Origin of the sequence: Streptomyces sp. NPDC088817 (genome assembly GCF_044750345.1) — a bacterium.
Classification (GTDB): Bacteria; Actinomycetota; Actinomycetes; order Streptomycetales; family Streptomycetaceae; genus Streptomyces.
Window position 1 is genome coordinate 1 of the sequence record NZ_JBIVJN010000017.1, and the last position, 24300, is coordinate 24300.

A 24300-nucleotide genomic window follows, 5' to 3' on the forward strand; every position below is an offset into this window, starting at 1 on the left:
GCTGTTCCAGTAGTCCGACGACCGACGGCATTCGAGACCCCCCGGGGAGTGAAGACGTGACAGGCCACTACTCCCACGGACCTACCGCACCTATCCACGACCAGCGGAAACCTGCCGATCACGCACGGAAAGACAACAGCTTCTTAGCCGACCAGTTCAGGACAGGGATTCGGCTTCGCCGACGACCGCGGCGGCGGTCAGGGTCACCAGATGCTCGGTCCAGCAGTCCGATTGTTTGGTGGCGACCTCGGAACCACAGGCCGCGCAGACGAGATTGGGCCCGTCCAGACCGTCGAGTCCGCAGCAGCCGTTGTGACGCCGGTGGTCAGGGTGCGGAACCGTTCCCGGCACATCGTCGGGATGCACGATGAAGAGGCCGGCGTCATCGCTGATCGCGTAGGTGCCTCGGGCCATCCGCGGAGGAGCGATCCGGCGGCCGGACCGCGTTTCGGTGTCGCGCCGCGGCCGAGCTTCCTTGAGCTCTCCGGTGAGTGGCTGACGGCAGTTCGCGCAGGTGAAGAGGGTCATCGGGACATTGTGCCGGTCAGACAGCTCCGGCCCTGGAGAATTTCCCCGAGCGCCGAACTCTCGGTCGCTGTCAGAACCCGGGCTCTGACAGCGCTGGTGTGGAGGCGGTTGCTTCGTGGGTCCTGCATCATGGCACTCGGCGGCTGTCTAAGGTCACGTGCATGTCGAGAACCACACCGCCGCGCCCGCTCGATGTCGAGGCGCTCTTCCCGGAGTTGTCAGCCCACCGGGGCACCACCACTCGGCTCCACCCTCGCCCAGGCCGACCGGACGTGGCGGGCAGTTCCGTGGGCGGTCCCCTGTTGTGGCCGACGGACGAACCCTGGCCGGTGTGCACCGAGCCTCACCGTCACGTGCGTGGCCGACGCCCGGCGGACATCCACCAGCAGCGGCAGATCCTGACCTCCGCTTGGCTCCGTGAACCGAACCCCGGCCCCACGGACGAGGAACGGCAGCTGCTGAAGCGGCTGGAGCAGGAACACCGCGTTGACGAGGCCGTCGCAAACAATCCGCTGCCACTGGTCGGCCTTGCTCAGCTGTATCGGAGAGACGTCCCCGACCTGCCGGCCGGACCGGGCGACTGCGATCTGCTTCAGGTGTTCTGGTGCCCCTTTGACGCCCACGGCCCCAGCGGCTACGGCATGCTGCTGGACCTGCGCTGGCGCCGGTCGTGGGAGGTCGCCGAAGTGCAGACGGCGCCGCCGCAGCCGCAGGTCGTCGGCTTCGAGGGGTACGTGCCCGAGCCGTGCGTGCTGCTCCCGGAGCAGGTGACCACCTACCCGTTCGCCGGCCTCCTCCCGGACGACCTGCGCACCCGGATCCACGCCTGGGAAGAAGCGCTGGAGGAGGATGCGGAGCAGTCGGCGGACGAGGCTGCCGCCGAGCCGCTGAACTATCAGTGCGACCTGTCCCTCCCCCCAGGCTGGCGTGCGGGCGGTTTCGCCTCCTGGCACACCACCGATCCATCCCCCATGAACTGCCCGACTTGCTCGACGTCGATGCACCTGCTGCTGACCATCGACAGCTCGGAATGGGACGGCAGCAGCAGCTGGAAGCCCCTGGAAGAACAGGACCTGCCCACACACCTGTACGCCAGTCCGACCGAGGTCACCGTGGGCCGCTGGGGCGAACTCAATATCTTCGCCTGCCCCAAAGAGCCCAGCCATCCGCACCGCTGGAGCAGCCAGTAGGCCACTTGGCCATGACCGCGTAGTTGAGGAGCCGGGGCACAGGATGAGCAGCTGGTCACCAGAGGTGGATGAGGTGTTGGACGCGTCGGGATGGGCGGAAGGTGGATACAGGTCGCTGGCGGTCCATGTGACGGGTACTGGCCAGCGGGACAGGTGTCCGCCGCCGCGTTGGGAGGTGCGGTATGTCACGGCCCGCCCGGGTCAGACGCGGTCCAGGGGGCGGTGCGGGCCGCTGGGAAGTTCCGCTTCGATCGGGTCGCCGGGGCGCACCACGCCGCCTTCCCTCACGATGCTCATGATTCCGGCTTTGCGCACGATGTTCCCCGCCTCGTCGCGGCCGACGACCTGCTTCAGCAGTCCGTCCTGGAAGTTGTCGATCTGCAGGCAGGGATTGCGGAGACCGGTGACTTCCAGGACCGCGGAGTCCCCGATGCGCAGCAATGCGCCGACCGGCAGAGCGAGCAGATCGATGCCGCTCGTGGTGATGTTCTCGCCGAGTTCGCCGGGCGCCACCCTGAACCCTTTCTCACCGACCTCGGCGAAGAGCTCTTCGTGCATGAGGTGGACCTGGCGCAGATTCGGCTGGGTGGGATCCTGCGCGACGCGCGAGCGGTGCTTGACCGTCACGCCGGCGTGCACGTCCCCCTCCACACCGAGCCCGGCGAGCAGTTTGATGCTGCCCTGGTTCGGCTTGGTGAACGAGTACTCCCCGTTGCTGCTGACCGCCGTAACCCGCCCGCTCATACCTCGGAATCCCCTCGTCAACAACAATTGGTCAGCCACGAGCCTAGCCCTCGCCCCTCACTGCGCAGCAGCCGCGATCAATCATGGGTGGGTCGTCAGTCACGCCGCCCGCTCGGGCACGGCTGTGACGTCGCGGTTGACCGAGGTGGCCGGTCGCACGCCAGGTGCACGGTCGCGGGGCCGGAGGCGTCGGGGTCGGTGCCCGCGGCCGGGGCCCGGTCCAGCAGCCGTCCGGCCGGCCGCAGGACCAGGTGCACGGCGAGGACGGCGGCCGTGCCGAGGCCCGCGAGGTCCAGCCGGCCGGTGGCGGCCAGGACCCCGACCGCGGCCGAGCACCACAGGGTGGCGGCGGTGTTGAGACCGCGTACCACCGCGCCGTCGCGCAGGATCACACCGCCGCCCAGGAACGCGATCCCGGACACCACGTACGAGGCCACCCGGGTGGGGCTGCCCACGTCGCCGACCGCCTCGCTGTACAGCACGAACAAGGTGGCGCCGGTGGCGACCAGGGCGTTCGTGCGCAGGCCCGCCATCCGGGCGCGCCACTGCCGCTCGACGCCGATCAGCGCGCCGCAGGCCGCGCCGGCCGCGAGCCTGGTCAGGAACTCGAAAGTGGTCAGGGTGTGCACGGGGCGCCACCTTCAGGGCGGGCCGCACGCGCGGCCGGAGTGAACCGGGTGAACCTGCTTCAGGGGCGTTGCCGGCCGAGTCGGTGGGGTGGAACGCGTGGTGGTGGCCGGGCACGTCGTGGGGCGCCTGGTCCTCGGCGACGGCCCCGATCCGCCGCACCTGCCTCCCCCGGACGCCTCGCCGTCCCAGGGCGCCTGGCCTCCCCCGGACGCCTCGCCGTCCCAGGGCGCCTGGCCTCCCCCGGACGCCTCGCGTCACCGGATGGCTTTCGGTAGGCGCCCTCCAGCGATCAGTGGCCGAGCGCCACCTGGACGATCTTCAAGACCACCAGGACCATGGCGATCAGCAGATACGTGCGCAGCGCGCCCATGCCGATCCGGTGGGCGGTGGACATCACCGGCCGGGTCAGCGTCTCCAGGCGGGGCATCCGCCATGTGTCCCGATTCGTGCGGTCGATCGGCTGCTCCGCCGTCCGGCTGTGACGCCGGACGAAGGAGTATCCGGCGGCCAGCACCCCTGCGATGCCGCATCCGGCCATGATCCGCAGGATCGCGTGCGCGGAGATGTCCGGGAACAGCACGGAGGCGGTCAGGATGATCGACAGGGCGACCAGCACACCGACCACGGCGGCGGTGAACGCGTTGGTCCTGCGGCCGTTGACCCATGGGCCGAGGACGGCCCTGTCGTTGCACAGCAGCAGCAGGAACACCGACGCCGACGGCAGGAGCACCCCGGCCAGGGTCTGCACGCCCTCGGTCAGCAGGCCCAGCGGGGAACCGGGGATCAGCACGATCACCGCGGCGGCGGCCACCAGCCCGGCGTAGACGGCGTAGAAGCCCTTGGCGCCGCGGACGCCGCGGTGCAGGGAGTGCTTGAGCCCGAGCACGTCACCGATCGCGTAGGCGGTGGACAGGGACACCGCGAACGCGCCGATGATCGAGGCGTCCAGCAGCGCGATCGCGAACAGTACCCCGGCCACCTTGCCGGCCCTGTGCTCGAGGCCGGTGGCGATGCCCGCGCTGTCGGTGAACTGGCCGAAGCCGTGGGTGCCGGCGAACGCCGCGGCGGTGAAGCCCATCATCGCCGCGGCCCCGATCACCACCACCACGATGCCGATCCACAGGTCGGCCTTCTCGTAGCGCATGAACCGCGGGGTGATCCGCTTGTCGATCACGTACGACTGCTGGAAGAAGAGCTGCCACGGGGCCACCGTCGTCCCTACGATCCCGATGATCAGGAGCATCACCGTCGACAGCTGCCCGCTCCCGCCGGGAAGGCCCGGCAGCACGAAGTCCCGCGCCATCTGAGAGGCGTGCGGGTGGATCATGAAGTAGATCGGCACCAGGAGCAGCGAGGCCGCGCACAGTGCCATCGCCATCCGCTCGAACCGCCGGAACGATCCCGTGAACGCCGACGCGATGATGATCCCGGCCGCGAGGACCACGGCGGCGGTTTTGGGCAGCCCCAGGTAGCCGGCCGCCAGGGTGATGCCGATGAACTCCGTCACCAGGGTGAGCGCGTTGAGCAGGAACAGGTCGATCACGCTGAAGGCGCCCCAGAACTTCCCGAACCGCTCCAGGATCAGCCGGGCGTGGCCGACGCCGGTGACCGCGCCGAGCCTCAGCACCATCTCCTGGTTCACGTACAGCACAGGCACCAGGAGCAGCAGGGTCCACAGGAGGTGGGTGCCGTAGTTCTGGCCCGCCTGGCCATAGGTGGCGAAGGCGCCGGCGTCGTTGTCGCCGACCATCACGATCAGGCCGGGGCCGACGATCGCCAGAAGCGTCTTGAGCTTGGCCGACAGGCCGGTGCGAGGTGCGGTGTCGTCGAGCTTGATGGTGCCGAGCGCGCCGCGGATGTCGCCGACGTGCGCGTCGTCGAGAACCGCGAGGCGGGCTGCCGCGGCGGTGGTGTCGATGGTGGTGTTGGCCATGAGGTACCTCCCAATTCCCCCCACCGGGGGAGGCGTTCGGAGGCACGAGGCAGCCATCTCCCCACGCGCCGGGGCGCGCAGGACAGCCCACACCGTCTCCACGGCCGTCAGGACGGAGGAGGGGTGGGAGGGCGCGGCGCAGCGCAGCCGCGCGGGGAGAGGGTTACCGCGTGCCGGAAGAATGCGAGGACAAGCGGGTCAGGGGCCGACTGTGGCCCGGACTGCTACTGCAATCCATGTCTCTCGCCTCCTTCCGGCCGGGGACACCCGCACGAGGGGCGTCGTCGACGACACGGCAAGGAGCGAACCGGTCCGCACGACGGCGGCCGGTACACCCCAACTCGTCAGAGCTTTGGCACTCCACGGCGTAATCCCTCTGCGCGGGAAGCCACTTGGGGTCACCCCTTGGGCCGGGGAGACCTGTCCTGACCCTGGGCGTCTCTCGACGTCGTGGGGTCAGTGGCCTGTGTCCGTGAAGACGCCTCACCGAACGAGGTGCCTCTTCAACCTCCACGAGTGTAGCGCCGTACTTGCACGTATACGCAACTTATTGACCAGGTCTTGACGCAATCAAGAGCCAGGACGTGTACCGCCTGGAACGGCCCACCCACGGATCACACGGAGCTCCACACCGGCGTCCTGGGCAATGTCCTCGGGCGCCACACCGGTGCTCCAGGCGACAAGGACGGCGCGTCGGAGCTCTTCCGCACGCGTCTCCATCCCGATCTCGGCGGCTTCCCCGGACGCGGCCATCAGGGCGGCCGCGTCCTCGGTCAGCCGTTGCCTGGCGCGGCGAACCGCCAGGCGTGCTTGTTCCTGCGGACCGTTCACTGTCTGCCTCCCACGGGCCGGGCTGTCGATCAGCTCGTCGATCAGCTCTGCGTGGACGACCGGGCGACCTTGACGCCGAACCACAGCAGGCTCACCGGGATCCCGACGCCGCACGCGTCGGCCAGGGCGAGGACCGCCGGCTCGGCGACCGGCAGCAACTGCCGCAGACCACGCTCGGCCACCTCGGGAACAAGGAAACGAGGCAGGGTGATGGTGATCGTCATGACGCACCTCCGCCTGATCGGCACCCGAGGCGCACCGGCGGCGAACACGATCACCGTCCGGCGCTGCGCACTACGAGTCGAGGCGGCCGTCAGACGACGGCGCGGTGGCCGCCGGGCGCCCCGGGTGCAACGGAATGGGAGCTGGGACTACTGCTGCAGGGACTCATCCCGTCACCTCCTCGGGCCAGCAGCGGTCACATCGTGCGCGGGCAACAGCCCACTCGACCCAGGGTACAACCACCTGCACGCGCTCTGACCTTTTGCGCATGGGCGCAGGGGGAGAGCTGCTGGACGGACGCTTCCAGCTGATCGAACGGCTCGGCAGCGGCGGAATGGGCACGGCGTGGCGGGCGAGGGACACGCTGCTGCAGCGGGAGGTCGCGCACAAGGCCGTGCGGTCGGACCCGGCGGCGTCGGACGTCTCGCGTGAGCGCGTGCTGCGCGAAGCGCGGGCGCTGGCCCGGCTCAGCCACCCGAACGTCGTGACCATCCATCACACCGTCGATGCGGATCCCCACCCGTGGCTCGTGATGGAGCTGGTGCCAGGGCCCTCTCTCCAGGAACGGCTCTCGGCCCGCCCGCTGACGCCCGTGGAGGCGGCCGCCCTGGGACGTCAGGTGCTGTCCGCGTTGCGGGCCGCCCATGCGGTCGGCATCCAGCACCGGGACGTCAAACCCGCCAACGTCCTGCTGCGCGGCGACGGAACGGCCGTGCTCACCGACTTCGGCATCGCGGGGATGCGGGGCTCGACCTCGCTGACAGCGACGGGCGAACTCGTCGGATCACCCGAGTACATCGCTCCCGAGCGCATCCGCGGCCACGACGACGCCCCGGCGTCCGACCTGTGGTCGCTCGGCCTGTTGCTGTATGTGAGCGTCGAGGGCGTCAGCCCGCTGCGGCGTGCCACGACGCTCGCCACTCTCGCCGCGGTGCTCGAAGAGCCCGTGCCGCCGCCGGTGCGTTCCGGTGCCCTTGCCCCCGTGCTGCGGGCTCTGCTGGTACGCGACCCGGCGGCCCGCCCGGACGCCGAGGAGCTGGACGCGATGCTCGCGCGGGTGGAGTCCGCCTCGGCGCCGCGCTGGGAGCGGCCGACGGTGACCGCGTCGGTGCCGTCGGCTCCGGCGCTTCCTCCCGAATATCCGCCCACCCAGGCGGACACCCCGAGATCCGCCCTCGCGCCCGGCCCTCCGCGGAATCGGAGGCCGGCCGTCGTCGCGGTGACCGCGACGGTGCTGGCGGCCGCCGCCACGGCCGTGACGACCGCGCTGGTGCTCACACTTCGCGGTCCGGGGAACGACGGAGCGAGCAGTGCGGTGGACACCTCTCCGAGCATGACGTCCACTCAGTCGGCGACCACCGCGGTGAGTTCTCCGTCCGAGCGGACTGCCGGGACAGCGGCGGCCCCGCCGAAGGGAGCGACATCGGGCGCGACGACGGAGCCCGCCGACCTTGACAAGCGGCTCGCCACGATCCGGCGGTCGGTGCCCGAGGCAGAGGTGCTCCGCAGCGACGACTACGCGTCATTGCGCCCGGGCTACCGGGTGATCTACGCCCCGGGCCCCTTCACCGACGGACGCTCCGCACTCGCCTTCTGCGCCGCGCGCGGCAGAACCACGGCCAACGCGTGCATCGGCCGCTACCTGAGCACGAGCGCGGCCGACTTCCCCCTCCAGTGCCGTCCGCCCTCCGACCGGCCGCTGCACCCGTCCCTAGTGCCCCAACAGGCGAGAGCCGACAGCGTGGCCGTGAACTGTTCGGCCTCGCGCATCATGCTGTCCGTCACCGGTTGTCTCTCCGCCGCCGGGCCCGCCTCATGCTCGCCGCACGGGCCGCTCCCGCCAGGTGGCGAGCGGTGAGTGCGGGCCGTGCCAGAAGAGTTGGCGTGGTCCGCGGCATCGGGCGGGCCGGTGCCGCGCCCGGACGGTCGAGCCAGCGGGTGCGGATGTGCACTCCGTCGACCAGCCGTCCGCCGGAGGCCGTGACGGCGGACAGACAGAACCGGACCCACATGTTGAGCTGAATCTCCTTCGCCAGACGCAGGCGCGCGTAGAGCAGGTGCACCAAGCGGCTGGCGGCGCAGGCCCACAGCTCGATCTCGAACACCAGCAGGTCGCCGTCCTCCCACGCCCGGAACTGCACCTGCCCGGCCTCCATGTGGCCGCGCAGCGTCGCCAGGCGCAGGCAATCCGCGTCGCGGCGGACGACCCTGACGGGGCCGTTCCAGGGCCCCGGCATCTCCACCAGCAGCTCGTCCGCGACGTCGAGGCCCTGGGTGCGCAGCTCACCGGTACGGATGTCGACCACCTCCGAGGGGACGAAGCGCTTGAAGTCGCGGCACACCGCTTCGATGAGCCGGTCGGCGTCGAGGTCGGCGGCGGCGATGCGCACCTGGAAGAGGCGGTGGCACAGGAGGCCCCAGCCGTCCTCCGCCCGCTGCACCCGGTCGTCGATCGCTTCCAGGGGCAGCCGGGGCGGGCGGTCGCTGTCATCACCCGGTGCATCGCCGCCACGATGCAGGGGGGTCGTTTCCCACAGATAGCGCCAGGTGACCAGCACCGTGCCCAGAAGCCACCGCGCCAGCACGGTGAGAGCACGAGGGCAGGCCGGTTCCGACATCCGCGCCCCCTTTCAGGCTGCTAAAACATGGGAAACACGCACAAATACGTGTATACCTTGCTACACCGACAGTGACAAAGCGTGACACCGTACGCGGACGAACCCAGGAGGTCCACATGGTGGTCCGGCTCCTGCATCGAGCGGGCGTACGCCGCGCGCACCTGCAACTTGCCTCCGTCGGGGCGATCGGTCTCTGCCTGACGTTGTGGGTACGCGCGAAGACGGTCGACCAGGAACAGCGGGGGAACGCCGAGCGGCGTGCCCTGTTCGTGGGCCTGTGGCCACCGACGATGTGGCTGATCGGCGAGTCACTTCAAGAATTCGAGTGATCGCGATGGGCGACGTGGTCTTCGGGCGGCTCGACGCAGCACAGGTGTGGAGAACGCTCGCGAAGTCCCCCGTCAACTACTCCGCCGACGAGGTACGCCGCCCGTACTGGAACATCGACACCTACCGCATCGCGCTGCCGATGGAGCGACCTGGCGCTCCGGAGCCGGGAGGGCCCTGGGAGCACGCCTGCCGTCTGGTCCGCGACTACGAGTTCTCCCCGCCGGAGATCGTCCGGGCACTCTACGACCCGGCCGCGCCCCTCCTCGGCCGGAACATGCTCCTGGAGGCCCGGTTCCACGGCATGCACTTCTACTGCGGTGTGCGCGTCACCGAGGTGGTGAACGACAGACGCAACAACACGGAGCGCACCTGGGGTTGGGCCTACGAGACCCTGGAGGGCCACCTGGAGCGCGGCAAGGTCACCTACGAGGTGGTGAAGCAGGAGAACACGGGACAGGTGCAGTTCGTGATCTCCTGCCATTCGCAGGGCGCCCCCACCCTGGACCGGATCACTCTTCTCGGGTGGCGGCTGTTCGGCCGCCGCACCCAACTGCGGTTCTACCGCCGATGCGGTGAACGGCTCCGGGACTTCGTCGAGGCCGCGTTGAACGGCGAGCGCCCGGGTCCCGGCCCCCCGCCCGGTGTCGGGCACCTGGTGTGCGCGCCGTCCGACGCGAAGACGCGACGCTTGGATGCGCTGGCGATCCGCCGCGTCGCCCCCGGCTGACGCGATCAGTCACCCGGCTGTTTTACTGCTCGCATGTCCATGGCGATCACGGGGATCTGCATCATGCTCGGCGTGCTGCTCGGCGAGACGATCCGCCGTCGGCGGTCTCGGCGGGCCTTGGCACAGGCCAGGATGGGGCAGGCAGTCCTCATCCCGATCGGGGCCAAGCGGCCGAATGTCAGCGGCCGATGGAGCCCGGGCCGGGTGCGAGCCGACGCCGAGGAGTTTCGACGGGAACCCCGCTGGCCGTGGACTCGGCTCCGTGAGATCCCGGCAGATCTGCGTTTCGTCCGCGTGCGCGAGCAGAAGGGCGGCCGCGAACTGTTGTGGCTGCCGGCCGGCGTCTCGGTGATCGAGTGCGAATCGTCCGACGGACCCGTATGGCTGTGGGCCATGGACACGCAGCTGGAGCATGTGGTCGCGATGGTCACCTCTGCGGATCGATAAGGATCTTCCCCGCGCGTTCGCTTGCCGGCCTTTGCAGGTGGCCGATGAGTTCGCTGAGCCCGACGCGTTTCCCGACGGCCGTACGCAGCTGTCCGCGGCGCAGGCTCTCGAAGACCGGTGCGAACAGCTCGGAAAGGCGCTGTCCGCCGTCCTCGTGAACGGTGTCGCGCAGGCGGAAGAGCTCCACGCGTACGTCCCTGCGGCCGGTGAGGCGCTCCATCGAGAGCGGCGTGCCCGACAGCAGGCCGTAGTGGACGAACACGCCGCCGGCGGCCGTCAGCGTGAACACCTCTTCGCCCATGTCGCCACCGACGCAGTCGAAGGCCACATCGACGCCTTGCGGGCCGATCACCGCCCGCAGTTCCTCACGCCACCCTGGCTCGTTCGTCCGGATCACGGCCCGCCAACGGGACGGCTCGGCCACCGCCCGCCCCGGCGTTCCCCGCACGACCCCGACCGGTGCGACACCGCGGTCGGTCAGGAGTTCCGCCAGGTGCCGACCGATGGCCGATGTCGCCGCTGTGACCACCACGTTCCGCACGCCCGGCCGGCAGAACCGCTCGACCATCATCACGGCCGTCAGGGGGTTGATGTAGGCGAAGCAGGCGACCTCGTCGGGAAGGTCGTCCGGCACCGGAACGCACCAGGAGTGGTCGAGTCGCTTGTACTGCTGCCAGGCCCCGGCAGACCCCAGCGGCAGGACCCGCCCGCCCACCGCCCCGGCGGGCACTCCCGGGCCGACGGCGTCGATCACGCCGACGCCCTCGAAGCCCGGGACCATGGGGAACGACGTCCGCGCCCCGTAGGCACCCGAGACGGTCACCTCGTCCGAGGGGTTGACGGTCGACGCGAGCATGCGCACCACGACCTCACCCGTGCCGGGAGTCGCGGGCCCGTCCACATCACGCAGGGACAGGACCTCGGCGAGCGGTCCGAGCACGTCGGCCACGGCAGCCGGCATCAACGGCCTCCCTACCGCGCTCCCGTCAGGACACCTCATCCTACGAACAGGCCGTCCTCGCAACGGCCCGGGATGCGTCCGGCACGGCTCGACGGAGTGGGCCTCACATGAAGTTGCGGGTGTGCAGTGCGGACAGGGCGGTTGCCTCGCCGTCGGAGAAGCCGAGGCGGGACAGCCGGTGGCGGCGTCCCTCGTCCATCTCGGTGCGCAGCCGTTGCACCGCCTGCCAGCCGTGTGCGATGTCCTGCGGGTCGAAGGAGCCGGCAGCCAGCAGCACCAGGGAGTCGAAGACGTCCCGGTTGAGCCCCGCCGTACCGATCAGCGCGTCGTGCCGCCGCTCCACCGCGGCCCGCAGCCGGTCGCGCAGCAGCGGGTCGACCGCGGCCCGGTGCTCCAGGTGCCCGACCCCGAACGCCACGTGCCGTGCCTCGTCCTGGCGTACCAGACGGCTGATTCGGCGGGTGACCGGGTCGGGGGCGTGCCGCTCCAGGAACGCCAGGAGGCCGAGGAAGCTGCCTTCTCCGAGCACGGAGAGCAGGAAGGACGCGATGGAGAAGTCCGGCTCGCTCAGCAGGGTCGCGAGCGACGCCCTGCCGCCCACCGAAGAGGTGCCCATCGTGCCGCCCCTCAGCAGCGCCCGCCGCGTGAAGACCTCCACGTGCCGGGCCTCGTCCGCGGCCTGGACCGCGAGCAGTTGGAGCACTTCGCGGAAGTGGGGATGGACCTGGACCAGCAGTCGCGACGGCACCACGAGGGCGGCCTGTTCGTTCTCCACGAGGTACGTCATCACCTGGACGACGGCGGCCTCGATCTCGTCGGGCAGGGTGAAGTCGGCATCCCAGTCGACCGCGCCCCGGGGGTCCCACTGCGAGGCGGCCGCCTGAAGGTACAGGCGCGGCGCGAGGTCCGCCCACGCGATGTCACGGTCGACCACCGTGAAGGGGATCTCGGGGCCGCCGGCCTCCACCAGCGCCCCGCGTGCCGCGAGGCCCCAGTGCAGGGGCGCCCGCTCGGCGATCTGCGCGGCGGACGGGCCACCGGCGCGTTGTGCGGCCTTGAGACGGGCGCTCACGGCGGGCCCCGCCCGCAGGCGCGCCACCACCGGCGCCTCCCTCGGCTCGGCGATCCGAAGCTCGTGCCCTTCGCGGCGGCACCAGACGGACAGGTGCGGCAGCAGGGCCGGGTCCGTGCCGAGGACCTGGACCCGGCTGCCGTGCGGCGCCTGCCGCAGGGCGCGGTCCAGCAGCAGGTGGGCGCCCTGCTCGAAACCGAGCGCCCCGAGGTCGACCACGGCCGTGCCGTGGGTCATGGCCGGTAGCCGTGCGCGGTGATCCGGCCGCTCGCGTCGTAGAAACCCGTGGCGTCGACGGCCGCGGTCAGTGGGCCGAATCCGGTCTCCCGGCCGGGCACCCACCGGGTGAGCCCCTCCAGGTCCAGGAGCGGGCGGACTTCGGGATCGTCGTAGGACATGGCCAGCAGGAATTCCGTGCACCGCTGCCCGAGTTCCGTGTCCAGGGAGGGCCCCGCCGCCAGGACGCAGTGGTCGTAGGGCGGGGTGCGCGACAGCAGGCGTGTGCTGCCGGGCGGAAGGGTGCCCTCCTGCGCGAACAGCAGGTGGTTGGCGTCGATCATGCAGGCGGCGTCCGCCGCTCCCGCCATCAGGGCGCGTGCCGCGTCCCGTTCGCCGCCGATGTGGTCGCCGTGCAGGCCGACTCCGGTGTCGTGGCGGCGTACCTCGAAGTCGGTGCCCGCGACCAGGCCGAGGTCGGCCAGGTGCTGCAGCGGGATCAGGGTCGCCTGGGGTGAGTCGACCGCGCCGACGACGACGGTTGCGCCCTTGAGGTCGGTCGGCGAGCGAAGCGTGCTGTCGCAGCGGACCACGACCACGGAGGTCAGGTCGCGGTCGGTGTCCCGCATGACGAGCGGGCTGACCACCGTCCCGGCCGCGGCGGCCAGCCGACGGGTGCGCAGCCAGGCCAGCGGCGAGTGCCAGGCGGCGTCGATCCGCCCGTCGACCAGGTCGCGGGTCTGCCGCTCGTAGTGGGAGTACAGCACGAAGTCGAAGGGCAGGTCATGCGCGCGCAGCCAGGACCGGAATCCGGACCAGATGGTCACGACCTTGGGGTCGTACGCGACGGCGCCGAGCACCAGCTCTGTCATCGGGCCTCCTCGAAGAGCGGCAGGCCCAGTTCCGTGCGGCCGCAGAAGTCGTGCAGGGCTTCGGTGGTCGGTGCCATCACACGGGCCGCGAGCGCGTCGCGGAAGCGCCGTTCGAGGCCCGTCTCGCGGCGGAAGGCGGAGCCGCCGCACAGCCGCATCGCGCCGTCCGCGACCGCGGCGGCGGTCTCGGCGGCGAGGGCCTTGATCTGCAGGACCCGCAGCGTCGCTTCCGGGCGTCCGCTCTCCATCGCGGTGAGCGTCTCCCCCACCATCGCCCGCAACGAGTCTGCTTGCAGCCGCAGTTGTGCGAACTGGTGGCGCGTCAGCGGCTGCTGGGCGAGGGTCTGGTCCAGGTGCTCCAGCCGCGTGTCGCGAAGGTGTGCGGCGGTGAGGCCGAGCAGGGCCTCGGTCACCCCGAGCGAGAAGGCCGCGCTGAGTACCAGGAAGCACGGCAGCACCGCCTCCAGAGCCGTGGCCAGCCCTTCCCCGTCGGCTCCCAGCAGTGCGCTCCGGGGAACGCACACCGCTTTCGCGGACATGGGGCTGGAGGCGTTGCCGCGCAGCCCGAACCCGTCGTACTCGCCGCGCACTTCGAGTCCGGCGCTGCCGCCGGGCACGAGCCACAGCGACATCACGCCGTCCGCCTGGACCGGCTTGCTCGACCAGACGTAGCTGTCGGCCTGGCCGGCCGAGGTGACCCACGACTTCTGCGCGTCCAGGCACACCGTGTCGGCCCCGTCGGGCGTGGCCGTGCCCACCGGGGCCCAGAAGTGGCTGCGGGAGCCACGCTCGGAGAAGGCGAGCGTGCTCAGATGACGGCCCGCGGCGATGTCGCGGCGCACGTCGTCGGGGGCGTACCGGTCCAGGACGCTCAGGGCCGAGTAGTGCATCAGCAGCACCATGGCCGTCGATCCGCAGGCGCCCGCGAGCCGTTCGATCACCTGCGCGCCTTCGCGCAGTCCCACGCCCGCCCCGCCGCTGTCGCGCGACAGGAGCAGGGCCAGCATGCCTGCCTCGCCCAGTGCCCGGACTCCCTCGCCCGGGAAGCGGCCGGCCCGGTCCACGTCGTCGGCGAGCGGCCCGACGATCTCGCGGACGACGGCCTCGAACTCGTCGGTCCAGGGGTACGGGAATGCTGCTCGCCTTGCCTGCATATGGACGCACCTTGATACGAGTAGTCGCGAAATGCCCTGTGCTGTTCTGAAGTCAAGCATTCCGTCCGGCGTGACGAGAGGAGCACGCGCCGCCACCACGGGAAGAGATCAGGCGCGTCCGGAGCCGCCACCTGCGTGACGGAAGTGCCCACTCAAGGCAAAAAGTCGCTCTGCGGGTCAAGCGGGCGCGGGTTCGGTAGCGTCACACCCGCCGGTCGCGGGGCCCCGCTCACGGGCGCCTCCAGTCGTCGCTTGCCAAGTGCGAGCCGGCCATGGGCCCCATCCGCAGCATGCCGCCGTCGACGCTCCAGGACGCGCCCGTGACGTAGGAGGAGTCGGGACCCGCGAGGAAGGCGATCACAGCGGCGACCTCGCGGGCGTCACCGGGCCGCCCGAGCGGCACCCCGGGACGGCGCTCGGTGCGCACGTCCGTGTCCTCCTGGCCGGTCATGGGCGTGGCGATCTCGCCGGGCGCGACCGCGTTGACGGTGATGCCGTGCTCGGCGAGTTCCAGGGCCATGACCTGGGTCAGCAGGCCGAGGCCGGCCTTGGCCGCGCAGTACGGTCCGGCGCCGACACGCGGCTGGTGTTCGTGCACGGAGGTCACGTTGACGATCCGGCCGCCGTGGCCCTGCCCGATCATCCGGCGCGCCGCCTTCTGCCCGCACAGCAACGGCCCGACCAGGTCCACGTCCAGCACACGTCGCACCTCGTCCGGGGCGAGGTCGAGGAAGGGCGTGGCCGTGCCGATGCCGGCGTTGTTGACCAGCACGTCGAGCCGACCGAGCTCGTCGCACAGGTCGTCCAGTACGTCCGCGGCGGCGGGCAGGCGGGTCAGGTCCATCCGGGCGAGTGCCGCCCTGCCGCCGGCGCCGCGGATCTCCTCGGCGGTCTCCCTCGCGCCTTTGTCGTCGCTGTGCCAGGTGATGCCGATGTCCATCCCCTCCTTCGCCAGGCGTACGGCGGTGGCCCGGCCGATACCCGAGTCGGCACCGGTGATCACGGCGACCTTCGGGACGGGTGCGGCGGGAACGGACATGGCCGGCCTCCTACGGGGCGGATCGGCTCGGACGACCCACCGCAGTACCCGACGGCGATCCGGGCAAACCGGCGGGATTGCGGTACCGCATCGCGCGGGACCCCGGGTGGTGCGGTCCCCCGGTGGCGCCGGGGAACCCTTGAGAAGGTGGGGGTGAGGACAGACCCGGATGAGTGTGGAACGTCCTCGGGGCGTGTGGTGACCACGTGACCGGGTACCAGTCGCCGGGCACGACCGGGAGCGCCGGACGCCGCCCGGCGTGGCGGGCACCTGGTCCGGTGCCCGTGCCTCTCATCCGTTCGACTCGTATACGGAAAGGGACCCCGGATGGACCGTGCCGCCGTCTTCGACGTCGACGGAACGCTCGTCGACACCAACCACCTCCACGTCACCACCTGGTGGGAGGCCTTCCGGCAGGCAGGGCACCGGGTGCCCATGCACGCCATCCATCGCGCGGTCGGGCTCGGCTCCACCGATCTGATCGCCCACCTGCTCGGCGAGGACCGCGACAAGGAGCAGGACTCCCGGCTCAGCGCCGCTCACACCGCCCTGTACGCCCAGTACTTCGACAGGCTGCCGGCCCTTCAGGACGCCGGGAGGCTGCTCCGACGACTGCACCGGAACGGGTGGACGGTGGTCCTCGCCACCTCGGCGAGCGGCCCCGAACTGAGTGCGCTGCGCCGCGCCATCGACGCGGACGAGGCCATCGCCGCCACGGCCAGTTCCGACGACGTGGAAGAGGGAAAGCCCGCGCCCGAACCGGTCGCGCACGCCCTCGAACTGGTCGGGGTCCCCGCCGGGCGGGCCGTGTTCGTGGGCGACACCGTGTGGGACATGCGGGCCGGCACCCGGGCCGGGGTGCGCTGCGTGGCCGTCCTGTGCGGCGGCATCCCGCGCGCCGACCTGGAACAGGCCGGGGCGGGAGCGGTCTACGACGACCCCGCACACCTGCTGGCCTGCCTCGCGGACAGCCCGCTGGCCTGAACAGCCCGCAGCAGACCGAACCAGCGCGTCGCATACCTCAGCGGACGGTGATCACGGTCTTGCCGCGTGAGTGGCCCTCCTCCACATGGCGCATGGCCTCGGCCGTGTCGGCCAGGGAGTAGGTCCGGCCGACCACGGGGGTGACCTGACCGGCCTCGATGAGCGCGGTCACGGCGAGCAGGTCCTCGTGGGCCGGACCGTCCGGCGTCGCCGGGATGATCGGGCGCAGGCTGTGCCGGGAGACCGCGTTGACCGCGGCCAGTTTCAGCATGGCGCCGATCGCCCCGAACACCCGGCCGGGTGAGCCTCCGCCGTTGGCCACGAGGACTCCGGTCGGGGTGAGCGCCCGGCGCAGTCGGTTCGGCGGAAGGTTGCCCACGTTGTCCAGGATCACGTCGTAGCGGGCACCTCCGTCGGTGAAGTCCTCGCGGGCGTAGTCGATGACGTGCGCGGCGCCCAGTGAACGCACCAGTTCGGTACTGCCGGCGCTGCACACCCCGGTGACCTCCGTGTCGAGGCCGGCCGCGATCTGTACGGCGAAGGTGCCCACGCCGCCGCCCGCCCCGTTGACCAGCACCCGCTGCCCGGCCCGGGCCCGGCCCACCGTCCGGATGCCGCGCAGCGCGGTCACCGCCCCCATCGGCACGGCCGCGGCCTGCTCGAAGGACAGACGCTCGGGCTTGGGCACCACCAACTCCGCCGCCGCGCAGGCGTATTCGGCGAACGCACCCGTACAGAAGCCCAGTACCGGAGTGCCGGGCCGTAGCCCTTCCACCCCGGCACCGACGGCCTCCACCACTCCGGCCGCGTCGATGCCGGCCACCCGGCGCTTCGGACGGCGCAGTCCCATGCCTCCCATCAGCCGTGCCGCGTAGGGGTCGCCGCGCATCATGTGCCAGTCGTAGGGGTTGAGCGCGGCGGCGTGCACACGTACCAGTACCTGGCCGGCCCCGGCCCGGGGCTGGTCGATTTCCCCCAGCCGCAGGATGTCCGGCGGCCCGAACCGCTCCTGGAGCACTGCCTTCATCGCCCTGGCCCCCCATCTCCTCGGGACCCGTCACGACGGGCACTTGTCCGCCGCGCGAGTGTGGGCACGGTAGGCGTACGCGGTACGGCCGTCAATGCCGGCCGGCCGGCGGGACGGGGCACTCCCCGAGGCAGGCCGGGGATTAACCCGTGGAGCAGCGATCAACACCGCCTATACGATGGGCAGATGGCGCCGATCAAGCAGGTCCAGGTCACCTTCGACTGTGCGCGGCCCGAGCGTGTCGCTCGCTTCTGGTGCGAGGTGCTGGGGTACGTCGTACCGGCGCCGCCGGAGGGCTTTGCCACGTGGGACGACTTCGATCGCTCACTGCCTCCTGAACGCCGGGATTCGGGGTTCGCATGCGTCGATCCCTCGGGTGTGGGCCCGCGACTGTACTTCCAGCGCGTTCCCGAAGGGAAGGTCGTCAAGAATCGGGTGCATCTTGACGTGCGGGTCGGCACCGGGCTCGTGGGCGAGGAGCGTGTGGCCGCGCTTGAGGCCGAGTGCGCGCGGCTGATCGCGCTCGGCGCGGTTCGCGTGCGCCTGCTCCTGGCCGACGGCTTCGACGAGTCGTGCCTCGTGATGCAGGACATCGAGGGCAACGAGTTCTGCCTCGACTGAGCGGCCGCGAAGGTGGCGCTTTGAGAGGGTCAAAGATCTTCTTATAGTCTGCATGTGCACGTCCCCCACAGAGAGGTCCCCCGTGAACATGCTCCTCGGACGCCGGGTCCGCATCCTGGCCGCCATCACCGCGACAGCCGGAGCGGTGCTCGTGGCAGGCTGCACGTCGAGCGGCAGCGGCGGCGCGGGCAAGTCGGCCGACGGCGGGGTCGACCTCGTCAAGGCGGGCCGGCTCACGACCTGCACGCATCTGCCGTACCCGCCCTTCCAGTCGGAGATCGACGGCAAGGTCCAGGGCTTCGACGTCTCCCTGATCGACCTGGTCGCCAGGGACCTCGGGGTGAAGCAGCAGATCCTCGACACGCCCTTCGAGAACTTCAAGACCGGCGCGTTCCTCAACTCCGGCGAGTGCGATCTGGCCGCCGCGGGCATGACCATCACCGCCGAGCGCAAGAAGAACGTCGACTTCTCCGACCCGTACTTCGACGCCACCCAGGCCGTCCTGGTCGACAGGAAGAGCGGCGTCACGTCCCTGGACGAGGTGAAGGCCAAGGGCAGGAAGCTCGGTGCCCAGGCGCAGACCACCGGGGAGGACTACGTGCGCGAGCACGGCTTCGACCCCGTCTCCTTCGAGTCCTCCGACGCCGTCCTCAACGGCCTGCGCACCGGCCAGGTCCAGGCGGTCGTCATCGACTACCCGGTGGTCCAGGGCTGGCTCAAGGACAAGGCCAACGCCGACGCCTTCAAGGTGGTCGGCAACCTCGACACCGGTGAGCAGTACGGCTTCACGGTGAAGAAGGGCAACTCCGCACTCCTCGCGGCGGTCAACGAGGCGATCAAGGACGCGAAGGCCGACGGCACGTACCAGAAGCTGTACGAGCAGTGGATCGGCCCCTACACCCCGTCCGCCGCCTCGCCGTCCGCCTCATGACGGACACCACCGACACCACCGGCGCCGAGGTCCGGCCCCGAAGAAGGGGGCTGACCCGGAGCCGGCGGCGCGCCCTCTCGCGCGGCGCCCAGTACACCGTGTTCGTCGCCGCCGTGGTCGCCTTCGCGGCCACGGCCGACTGGATCCGGCTGCGGAACCAGTTCGCGCAGGCGGACATCGCGCGGCGGATGTTCCCGGACGTCATCACCCTGGCGCTGAAGAACACCGTGCTGTTCACCCTGACCGGCTTCGTCGTCGGCCTGGTCCTCGGCATGGTCATCGCGCTGATGCGGCTGTCGTCCGTGGGCCCCTACCGCTGGGTCGCCGGGATCTACATCGAGATCTTCCGCGGTCTGCCCGCCCTGCTGATCTTCATCTTCGTCGGTGTGGCCGTGCCGTTGGCCTTCCCCGGCACGGAGATCATCGGGGGAACGTACGGCAAGGTGGCCCTCGCGCTCGGACTGGTCTCGGCCGCCTACATGGCGGAGACGATCCGCGCGGGCATCCAGGCCGTGCCCAAGGGGCAGATGGAGGCGGCCCGTTCACTCGGCTTCTCGCCGGCCCGGGCCATGGTTTCCATCGTCGTTCCGCAGGCGTTCCGGATCATCCTGCCGCCGCTGACCAACGAACTGGTCCTGCTCTTCAAGGACTCCTCGCTGGTGCTGTTCCTCGGCGTCACGCTGGGGGAGCGCGAACTGTCCAAGTTCGGCCGGGACCTGGCCAGCCAGACCGCCAACTCCACGCCGATCCTGGTCGCGGGCCTGTGCTATCTGCTGGTCACGATCCCGCTCGGATTCGTGGTGCGCCGTATGGAGGCCAAGGCCCAGGGAGCCGTCAAGTGAGCACTGTCCCCGAGATACTCGTCCGCGGCCTGCACAAGTCCTTCGGTGACAACGAGGTGTTGCGCGGCATCGACCTGGAGATCGGCCAGGGCGAGGTGGTCTGTGTCATCGGGCCCTCCGGCTCCGGCAAGTCGACCCTGCTGCGCTGTGTGAACCTCCTGGAGGGGCCCACCGAGGGGCAGGTCTTCGTCGGCGGCACCGAGGTGACCGACCCCGATGTGGACATCGACGCCGTACGCCGCCGTATCGGCATGGTGTTCCAGCAGTTCAACCTCTTCCCGCACCTGACGGTGACCGAGAACCTCACGCTGCCGCAGCGCCGGGTCCTCGGTCGGGGCAAGGCGCGGGCCGCGGAGATCGCGGCCGAGAACCTGGGGCGTGTGGGCCTGTCCGAGAAGGCGGACGCCTATCCCTCCTCGCTCTCCGGCGGTCAGCAGCAGCGCGTAGCCATCGCCCGCGCGCTCGCCATGGGCCCCGAGGTGATGCTCTTCGACGAGCCGACCTCCGCGCTCGACCCCGAGCTGGTGGGTGACGTCCTCGCCGTGATGCGCATGCTCGCCGACGAGGGCATGACGATGACGGTCGTCACCCATGAGATGAGCTTCGCGCGCGAGGTCGCCGACCGGGTCGTCTTCATGGACGGCGGCGTGATCGTCGAGGACGGCACACCGGACCAGGTCATCGGCAACCCCGCTCATGAACGCACCCGGCACTTTCTGTCCCGGCTCCTGGACCCCGCGAAGGCGCAGGTCGAGCAGGAGAAGGCGGTCCGGGCAGACCGGGCGGGCGAGAGCGGGTAGCACCGGATCACGGTGCCGGTCAGGCGGCGGAGTGGGTGATGACGCCGGTGTACTGACCGACGGGCGCATTGGCCGGCACGCTGATGGTCAGGTCCGCATCCGCCAGGGCGCGGGTGGGTGGCGGCTTCGTCCCCTGCGAGGGCTCGGAGCTGTCGTTGGCGACCTCGACTCTGCGGTGGATCGTGCTGCCGGGCGCCAGGTGGTCGACGATGTAACTGGAGGCGCGTGGGTCGTCCTTGCGCTCGACGGGGGCTTCGAGCAGCTTGACGCCCAGGGTGATCCGGGGGACTTCCGGTGCCGGGTGCGCCGTGGCGGCGGCGGGCAGGACGAACAGGCCCGCCGCCGCCAGGATTGCCAGAACTTGCTTCATGTGCTGTCAGGCCACCGAGTGTGTGATCGTGCCGGTGTACTGGCCGGCGGCGACGGTGCTGGGGACGTTCACGATCACGGTCGGGTCCCAGGAGGCGTTGTTGGCGCCGCCGCCCGCGGTGTGCGCGAACGCCGTCTGCCCGGAGGAGAGCGCGACGGCCGCGGCGGCGGTGGGCTGGCCCGGGGTGAAGGTCCCGCTGCCGTTGGTGCTCGTGGCGGGGCCCGACCAGTACTCGACATCGCTGTCGGGGATGGTCTGGTTGGCGCCGCCTGCGCCCGTGGTGAAGGCCGTGGAGGTCACTGTCGCCGTCCACGGCGCGGGCACAACACCGCGCTGGTCGTTGACCGTTACCGTGCCGAGCTGGCCGGTCGCCGTGCCACCGAAGGTGGTGTTCGACAACGCCGCGGAGGCCGGCCCGAGCTCAGTGGCGTGTCGCGGCAAGCCGTTGGTGATCGTGAAGCAGAGTGTTTGCGCGGGAGCGGGGAAGGAGTCAGAGCGGGAGGGAGGACAGGAGACAACCGTGACCGTCCTCGCGATCTTTCTCCTCATCATCGGGACACTCTTGGTCCTGATTGGGGCACTTCTGGTCTTCATCGGGACATTCCTGATCGCCATCGGGATGATTTTGATCATTGCGGGGGTGGCCCTGATCGCCGCGGGCACGTTCTTGCTGATCCGGAAACTTCTCGGCCGTGATCGAACACGACCTCGTTCCTGATGATTCCGAGGGTGGCCCTTCAGTACGGACGCAGCGATGAGTTTTCCCGGCCCGGAGAGTCTCACCACTGTTGTCCGACAACACAGGAGGAATCCGTGGCTCAGCTGTTGAGAGTGCAGAACTTCACCGTCTCAAGTGACGGCATCGGCGCCGGTGAGGACCAGAGCCTTGAGAGTCCGTTCGGCCACGTCGATCCCGGGAAGCTGTTCGCCTGGGCCGGCGCCACGGCGAGCTGGCCCATGCGCACCGATCCCGGGGGGAGCCGGGGCCTCGACGACTACTTCACGCGGGACTACGCCCGCGACATCGGTGCCGAGATCATGGGCCGCAACAAGTTCGGACCCCAGCGCGGGCCCTGGCAGAACCACGAGTGGCAAGGCTGGTGGGGTGACGAGCCCCCGTTCCGCACCCCGGTGTTCGTCATGACGCATCACAAACGTCCGTCGTTCACCCTCTCCGACACCACGTTCCACTTCGTCGACGGCGACCCGGCCGCGGTCCTCGCGCAGGCGCGGGAGGCGGCACAGGGCAAGGACGTCCGACTCGGCGGCGGGGTCACCACCATCCGGCAGTTCCTCGACGCCGACCTCGTCGACACCATGCATGTGGCGGTCTCGCCGGTGAAGCTCGAATCCGGACTACGGCTCTGGGAGTCACCCGAGGATCTGCGCGACCGGTTCCACCTCGAGGTCGTGCCCAGCCCGAGCGGCGTGGCGCACCACCTGTTCTGGCGAAAGTGACACGAGGGCCCGCTCGGGAACCCCTGCTCGTCGAGCAGGGGTTCCGTCCTGGAGACGGCGGCGTGGGGACGGTCCGGGGCACCCCGTGCCGATACACCCGTTCGGCGTATATTGGGGAGAAAGGCGGACGTATTGGCATGAAAAGGTCGATTCCCGCCTTTCGTGGCGCCTGACGAATCCACTCACCGGATCCGCCCCCCACCTGGGGCACGAGTCGTATCCGGCCCCTCCGGAGGAGGACGCGATGAGGGACGTGGCGAGCGAACGGGACACGGACGGCCGTCCCGCGGTCACCGAACGGGTCGTGACACTCACCGTGAACGGCCGGTCGCACACCCTGCGCCTGGACACCCGGGTCACCCTGCTGGACGCCCTGCGGGACCGGCTGGGCCTCGTGGGCACGAAGAAGGGCTGCGACCAGGGTGCCTGCGGCGCGTGCACGGTCCACCTGGACGGCAGGAGAGTGCTCGCCTGCCTGACCCTGGCGGCCCAGGCCGAGGACCGGGCGATCACCACCATCGAGGGCATCTCCGGCGCCGACGGACCGCATCCGGTGCAGCAGGCGTTCATGGAGCACGACGGCTTCCAGTGCGGCTTCTGCACCCCGGGGCAGATCATGTCCGCGGTGGCGCTGATGGCCGAGGGCCGGGCCGGCTCCGACGAGGAGATCCGGGAGTTCATGAGCGGCAACCTGTGCCGCTGCGGCGCCTATCCCAACATCGTGGCCGCGATCCGCGAGGCGGCGTCCGGAGGAGGCCCCGATGCGCGGCTTTGACTACGTCCGGGCCACCGGCACCCAGGAGGCGGTGCGACTGCTGGCGGACGACCCGGCGGCATCCTGCCTGGCGGGCGGCACGACGCAACTGGACCTGATGCAGGACGGGGTCCTGGAGCCGCCGCGGCTGATCGACATCACCCGGCTCCCGCTGCACGGCATCGAGCGCCGCGGCGACCGCCTCCGTGTGGGGGCGCTCGCCAGCATGGAGGAGCTGGCCGCCGACGCCACGGTGGCCGAGCGGCTGCCCATGGTGCGCGAGTCCCTGCTGCAGGGCGCGTCGGTGCAGCTGCGGAACATGGCCACCATCGGGGGCAACCTGCTGCAGCGCACCCGCTGCCGCTACTTCCGCGACCCGACGGTCGCCGAGTGCAACAAGCGCGCACCGGGCTCCGGCTGCGCCGCGGTGCGGGGCGTGGCGCGTATGCACGCCGTGCTCGGCGTGAGCGAGCGGTGCATCGCGCTGCACGCCTCCGACCTCGCCGTCGCCCTGGTCGCGCTGGACGCGGTCGTGCACATCCAGGGGGTCTCCGAGCGTCGCACGGTGCCGCTGACGGAGTTCTACCTGACGGCCGACGAAAGCCCCGAGCGGGAGAACGTGCTGGAGCACGCCGAGCTGATCACCGAGGTCGAGATCCCGCTGCCGCCGTCTGCCGCCCGGTCGGGCTACCTCAAGGTCCGCGACCGGATGTCGTACGAGTTCGCCCTCACCTCGGCGGCGGTACTGCTCGTCATGGACGGCGGCACGATCCGCCAGGCCCGTGTCGGGCTGGGCGGGGTCGGATCGAAGCCCTGGCGGGCCTACGAGGCCGAGCACGTACTGACCGGCGCGCCGGCCACGACAGCCACGTTCCGGGACGCGGCCGGGGCCACGATGCGCGACGCCTGGACCGTCCCGGGCACGGCGTTCAAGGTGCCGCTCGCCCGGCGCACCCTGGTGCGCCAGTTGCAGACCGTCTCGGGAGTGCAGGAGTGACC

At 70.6% G+C, this 24300-nt stretch carries 27 protein-coding genes, 1 pseudogene and 1 riboswitch; of the genes and pseudogenes, 14 read left to right on the top strand and 14 right to left on the bottom strand.

The genetic code is table 11. The features are described 5' to 3' along the window. Positions 1-156: 156 nt before the first annotated feature. A complete protein-coding gene (locus ACIP4X_RS27450; RefSeq protein WP_358730349.1) occupies positions 157-528 on the bottom strand; it encodes a hypothetical protein in 372 nt (123 codons plus the stop codon). 161 nt (positions 529-689) lie between these two features. Here ACIP4X_RS27450 and ACIP4X_RS27455 point away from each other — a divergent pair, with 161 nt between their 5' ends. After that, positions 690-1718 (top strand): hypothetical protein, encoded by a 1029-nt coding sequence (locus tag ACIP4X_RS27455; RefSeq protein WP_391457739.1) that lies wholly within the window; start codon positions 690-692, stop codon positions 1716-1718. A gap of 201 nt (positions 1719-1919) precedes the next feature. Here ACIP4X_RS27455 and ACIP4X_RS27460 read toward each other — a convergent pair whose 3' ends face one another. From ACIP4X_RS27460 to ACIP4X_RS27475, 4 genes and pseudogenes are all read right to left on the bottom strand, one after another. After that, positions 1920-2462 carry an MOSC domain-containing protein gene (locus tag ACIP4X_RS27460; protein ID WP_391457737.1) on the bottom strand — a complete coding sequence of 181 codons (543 nt, stop codon included), beginning with the start codon at positions 2460-2462 and terminating at the stop codon, positions 1920-1922. Positions 2463-2611: 149 nt separating this feature from the next. After that, a pseudogene (locus tag ACIP4X_RS27465) lies at positions 2612-3091 on the bottom strand (MgtC/SapB family protein); the annotation flags it as partial. Between the two features lie 290 nt (positions 3092-3381). Next, positions 3382-5025, bottom strand: a complete 1644-nt coding sequence (locus ACIP4X_RS27470) for a divalent metal cation transporter (RefSeq protein WP_391457735.1) — start codon at positions 5023-5025, stop codon at positions 3382-3384. A 328-nt stretch (positions 5026-5353) separates the two neighbouring features. Beyond that, positions 5354-5527, bottom strand: a riboswitch (M-box (ykoK) riboswitch). Between the two features lie 370 nt (positions 5528-5897). After that, positions 5898-6080, bottom strand: coding sequence for a GNAT family acetyltransferase (locus ACIP4X_RS27475; protein WP_391457733.1), 183 nt, complete (start codon positions 6078-6080; stop codon positions 5898-5900). A 266-nt stretch (positions 6081-6346) separates the two neighbouring features. On the opposite strand from ACIP4X_RS27475, the gene ACIP4X_RS27480 reads away from it, so the two are divergent. Beyond that, the gene (locus tag ACIP4X_RS27480; RefSeq protein WP_401351079.1) at positions 6347-7936 is read left to right on the top strand and encodes a protein kinase; all 1590 of its coding nucleotides are present in this window, start codon (positions 6347-6349) and stop codon (positions 7934-7936) included. Here the strand turns inward: ACIP4X_RS27480 and ACIP4X_RS27485 are convergent. Continuing rightward, positions 7860-8696, bottom strand: a complete 837-nt coding sequence (locus tag ACIP4X_RS27485) for a DUF1990 domain-containing protein (protein WP_358730343.1) — start codon at positions 8694-8696, stop codon at positions 7860-7862. The genes ACIP4X_RS27480 and ACIP4X_RS27485 overlap by 77 nt on opposite strands. A 116-nt stretch (positions 8697-8812) precedes the next feature. On the opposite strand from ACIP4X_RS27485, the gene ACIP4X_RS27490 reads away from it, so the two are divergent. From ACIP4X_RS27490 to ACIP4X_RS27500, 3 genes are read left to right on the top strand one after another with little or no spacing between them, the layout of a single operon-like run. Then, the gene (locus ACIP4X_RS27490; RefSeq protein ID WP_358730342.1) at positions 8813-9025 is read left to right on the top strand and encodes a hypothetical protein; all 213 of its coding nucleotides are present in this window, start codon (positions 8813-8815) and stop codon (positions 9023-9025) included. A gap of 5 nt (positions 9026-9030) precedes the next feature. Further along, entirely contained in the window at positions 9031-9753 is a 723-nt protein-coding gene (locus ACIP4X_RS27495; protein WP_401351081.1) for a DUF1990 family protein, read from the top strand. A gap of 33 nt (positions 9754-9786) precedes the next feature. Continuing rightward, positions 9787-10200, top strand: coding sequence for a hypothetical protein (locus tag ACIP4X_RS27500; protein WP_401351082.1), 414 nt, complete (start codon positions 9787-9789; stop codon positions 10198-10200). Here the strand turns inward: ACIP4X_RS27500 and ACIP4X_RS27505 are convergent. The 5 genes from ACIP4X_RS27505 to ACIP4X_RS27525 form a co-directional block, all read right to left on the bottom strand. Continuing rightward, a complete protein-coding gene (locus ACIP4X_RS27505; protein WP_401351084.1) occupies positions 10181-11161 on the bottom strand; it encodes a zinc-dependent alcohol dehydrogenase family protein in 981 nt (326 codons plus the stop codon). The two genes, ACIP4X_RS27500 and ACIP4X_RS27505, sit on opposite strands and share 20 nt — an antisense overlap. Before the next feature lie 103 nt (positions 11162-11264). Continuing rightward, a complete protein-coding gene (locus tag ACIP4X_RS27510) occupies positions 11265-12470 on the bottom strand; it encodes a ferritin-like domain-containing protein (protein ID WP_391457727.1) in 1206 nt (401 codons plus the stop codon). Further along, positions 12467-13321, bottom strand: a complete 855-nt coding sequence (locus tag ACIP4X_RS27515; RefSeq protein ID WP_391457726.1) for a PhnD/SsuA/transferrin family substrate-binding protein — start codon at positions 13319-13321, stop codon at positions 12467-12469. Before ACIP4X_RS27515 ends, ACIP4X_RS27510 begins: the two co-directional genes overlap by 4 nt. After that, the gene (locus ACIP4X_RS27520; protein WP_391457724.1) at positions 13318-14475 is read right to left on the bottom strand and encodes an acyl-CoA dehydrogenase family protein; all 1158 of its coding nucleotides are present in this window, start codon (positions 14473-14475) and stop codon (positions 13318-13320) included. Before ACIP4X_RS27520 ends, ACIP4X_RS27515 begins: the two co-directional genes overlap by 4 nt. Before the next feature lie 229 nt (positions 14476-14704). Then, entirely contained in the window at positions 14705-15514 is an 810-nt protein-coding gene (locus ACIP4X_RS27525; protein WP_358730335.1) for an SDR family oxidoreductase, read from the bottom strand. Between the two features lie 327 nt (positions 15515-15841). Between ACIP4X_RS27525 and ACIP4X_RS27530 the strand changes: the two genes are divergently transcribed. After that, complete coding sequence (locus ACIP4X_RS27530; RefSeq protein ID WP_358730334.1) at positions 15842-16498, top strand: HAD family hydrolase; 657 nt, start codon at positions 15842-15844, stop codon at positions 16496-16498. Positions 16499-16535: 37 nt separating this feature from the next. On the opposite strand, the gene ACIP4X_RS27535 is transcribed toward ACIP4X_RS27530, so the two are convergent. Then, a complete protein-coding gene (locus ACIP4X_RS27535; RefSeq protein WP_391457721.1) occupies positions 16536-17525 on the bottom strand; it encodes a zinc-binding dehydrogenase in 990 nt (329 codons plus the stop codon). Positions 17526-17711: 186 nt separating this feature from the next. Here ACIP4X_RS27535 and ACIP4X_RS27540 point away from each other — a divergent pair, with 186 nt between their 5' ends. The 4 genes from ACIP4X_RS27540 (at position 17712) to ACIP4X_RS27555 (ending at position 20719) form a co-directional block, all read left to right on the top strand. Then, positions 17712-18146 carry a VOC family protein gene (locus ACIP4X_RS27540; protein ID WP_391457719.1) on the top strand — a complete coding sequence of 145 codons (435 nt, stop codon included), beginning with the start codon at positions 17712-17714 and terminating at the stop codon, positions 18144-18146. 82 nt (positions 18147-18228) lie between these two features. Continuing rightward, positions 18229-19077, top strand: coding sequence for a transporter substrate-binding domain-containing protein (locus ACIP4X_RS27545; RefSeq protein ID WP_391457717.1), 849 nt, complete (start codon positions 18229-18231; stop codon positions 19075-19077). Next, entirely contained in the window at positions 19074-19919 is an 846-nt protein-coding gene (locus ACIP4X_RS27550; RefSeq protein WP_391457715.1) for an ABC transporter permease subunit, read from the top strand. The genes ACIP4X_RS27545 and ACIP4X_RS27550 overlap by 4 nt, the downstream gene beginning before the upstream one ends. Then, positions 19916-20719, top strand: a complete 804-nt coding sequence (locus tag ACIP4X_RS27555) for an ATP-binding cassette domain-containing protein (RefSeq protein ID WP_391457712.1) — start codon at positions 19916-19918, stop codon at positions 20717-20719. The genes ACIP4X_RS27550 and ACIP4X_RS27555 overlap by 4 nt, the downstream gene beginning before the upstream one ends. Before the next feature lie 19 nt (positions 20720-20738). Here ACIP4X_RS27555 and ACIP4X_RS27560 read toward each other — a convergent pair whose 3' ends face one another. Together ACIP4X_RS27560 and ACIP4X_RS27565 are read right to left on the bottom strand one after the other, a co-directional pair. Continuing rightward, the gene (locus tag ACIP4X_RS27560) at positions 20739-21089 is read right to left on the bottom strand and encodes a hypothetical protein (RefSeq protein WP_401351088.1); all 351 of its coding nucleotides are present in this window, start codon (positions 21087-21089) and stop codon (positions 20739-20741) included. 6 nt (positions 21090-21095) lie between these two features. Beyond that, positions 21096-21389, bottom strand: coding sequence for a hypothetical protein (locus ACIP4X_RS27565; RefSeq protein ID WP_391457706.1), 294 nt, complete (start codon positions 21387-21389; stop codon positions 21096-21098). On the opposite strand from ACIP4X_RS27565, the gene ACIP4X_RS27570 reads away from it, so the two are divergent. From ACIP4X_RS27570 to ACIP4X_RS27585, 4 genes are all read left to right on the top strand, one after another. Beyond that, positions 21379-21807 carry a hypothetical protein gene (locus ACIP4X_RS27570; protein WP_358730327.1) on the top strand — a complete coding sequence of 143 codons (429 nt, stop codon included), beginning with the start codon at positions 21379-21381 and terminating at the stop codon, positions 21805-21807. The two genes, ACIP4X_RS27565 and ACIP4X_RS27570, sit on opposite strands and share 11 nt — an antisense overlap. A gap of 95 nt (positions 21808-21902) precedes the next feature. Beyond that, positions 21903-22547, top strand: a complete 645-nt coding sequence (locus tag ACIP4X_RS27575) for a dihydrofolate reductase family protein (RefSeq protein WP_401351090.1) — start codon at positions 21903-21905, stop codon at positions 22545-22547. A 244-nt stretch (positions 22548-22791) separates the two neighbouring features. Next, positions 22792-23322 carry a 2Fe-2S iron-sulfur cluster-binding protein gene (locus tag ACIP4X_RS27580; RefSeq protein WP_391457702.1) on the top strand — a complete coding sequence of 177 codons (531 nt, stop codon included), beginning with the start codon at positions 22792-22794 and terminating at the stop codon, positions 23320-23322. After that, a complete protein-coding gene (locus tag ACIP4X_RS27585) occupies positions 23309-24298 on the top strand; it encodes an FAD binding domain-containing protein (RefSeq protein WP_391457700.1) in 990 nt (329 codons plus the stop codon). The genes ACIP4X_RS27580 and ACIP4X_RS27585 overlap by 14 nt, the downstream gene beginning before the upstream one ends. Positions 24299-24300: the final 2 nt, after the last annotated feature.

Coding starts and splice junctions, on each gene's coding strand:
- ACIP4X_RS27505 (WP_401351084.1), bottom strand. CDS start 11,161: ATGCCGGCTGCCGTGGCCGACGTGCTCGGACCGCTCGCCGAGGTCCTG.
- ACIP4X_RS27520 (WP_391457724.1), bottom strand. CDS start 14,475: ATGCAGGCAAGGCGAGCAGCATTCCCGTACCCCTGGACCGACGAGTTC.
- ACIP4X_RS27540 (WP_391457719.1), top strand. CDS start 17,712: ATGGCGCCGATCAAGCAGGTCCAGGTCACCTTCGACTGTGCGCGGCCC.
- ACIP4X_RS27470 (WP_391457735.1), bottom strand. CDS start 5,025: ATGGCCAACACCACCATCGACACCACCGCCGCGGCAGCCCGCCTCGCG.
- ACIP4X_RS27495 (WP_401351081.1), top strand. CDS start 9,031: ATGGGCGACGTGGTCTTCGGGCGGCTCGACGCAGCACAGGTGTGGAGA.
- ACIP4X_RS27475 (WP_391457733.1), bottom strand. CDS start 6,080: ATGACGATCACCATCACCCTGCCTCGTTTCCTTGTTCCCGAGGTGGCC.
- ACIP4X_RS27515 (WP_391457726.1), bottom strand. CDS start 13,321: ATGACAGAGCTGGTGCTCGGCGCCGTCGCGTACGACCCCAAGGTCGTG.
- ACIP4X_RS27450 (WP_358730349.1), bottom strand. CDS start 528: ATGACCCTCTTCACCTGCGCGAACTGCCGTCAGCCACTCACCGGAGAG.
- ACIP4X_RS27500 (WP_401351082.1), top strand. CDS start 9,787: ATGTCCATGGCGATCACGGGGATCTGCATCATGCTCGGCGTGCTGCTC.
- ACIP4X_RS27455 (WP_391457739.1), top strand. CDS start 690: ATGTCGAGAACCACACCGCCGCGCCCGCTCGATGTCGAGGCGCTCTTC.
- ACIP4X_RS27460 (WP_391457737.1), bottom strand. CDS start 2,462: ATGAGCGGGCGGGTTACGGCGGTCAGCAGCAACGGGGAGTACTCGTTC.
- ACIP4X_RS27530 (WP_358730334.1), top strand. CDS start 15,842: ATGGACCGTGCCGCCGTCTTCGACGTCGACGGAACGCTCGTCGACACC.
- ACIP4X_RS27560 (WP_401351088.1), bottom strand. CDS start 21,089: ATGAAGCAAGTTCTGGCAATCCTGGCGGCGGCGGGCCTGTTCGTCCTG.
- ACIP4X_RS27535 (WP_391457721.1), bottom strand. CDS start 17,525: ATGAAGGCAGTGCTCCAGGAGCGGTTCGGGCCGCCGGACATCCTGCGG.
- ACIP4X_RS27525 (WP_358730335.1), bottom strand. CDS start 15,514: ATGTCCGTTCCCGCCGCACCCGTCCCGAAGGTCGCCGTGATCACCGGT.
- ACIP4X_RS27585 (WP_391457700.1), top strand. CDS start 23,309: ATGCGCGGCTTTGACTACGTCCGGGCCACCGGCACCCAGGAGGCGGTG.
- ACIP4X_RS27490 (WP_358730342.1), top strand. CDS start 8,813: ATGGTGGTCCGGCTCCTGCATCGAGCGGGCGTACGCCGCGCGCACCTG.
- ACIP4X_RS27580 (WP_391457702.1), top strand. CDS start 22,792: ATGAGGGACGTGGCGAGCGAACGGGACACGGACGGCCGTCCCGCGGTC.
- ACIP4X_RS27510 (WP_391457727.1), bottom strand. CDS start 12,470: ATGACCCACGGCACGGCCGTGGTCGACCTCGGGGCGCTCGGTTTCGAG.
- ACIP4X_RS27480 (WP_401351079.1), top strand. CDS start 6,347: ATGGGCGCAGGGGGAGAGCTGCTGGACGGACGCTTCCAGCTGATCGAA.
- ACIP4X_RS27550 (WP_391457715.1), top strand. CDS start 19,074: ATGACGGACACCACCGACACCACCGGCGCCGAGGTCCGGCCCCGAAGA.
- ACIP4X_RS27485 (WP_358730343.1), bottom strand. CDS start 8,696: ATGTCGGAACCGGCCTGCCCTCGTGCTCTCACCGTGCTGGCGCGGTGG.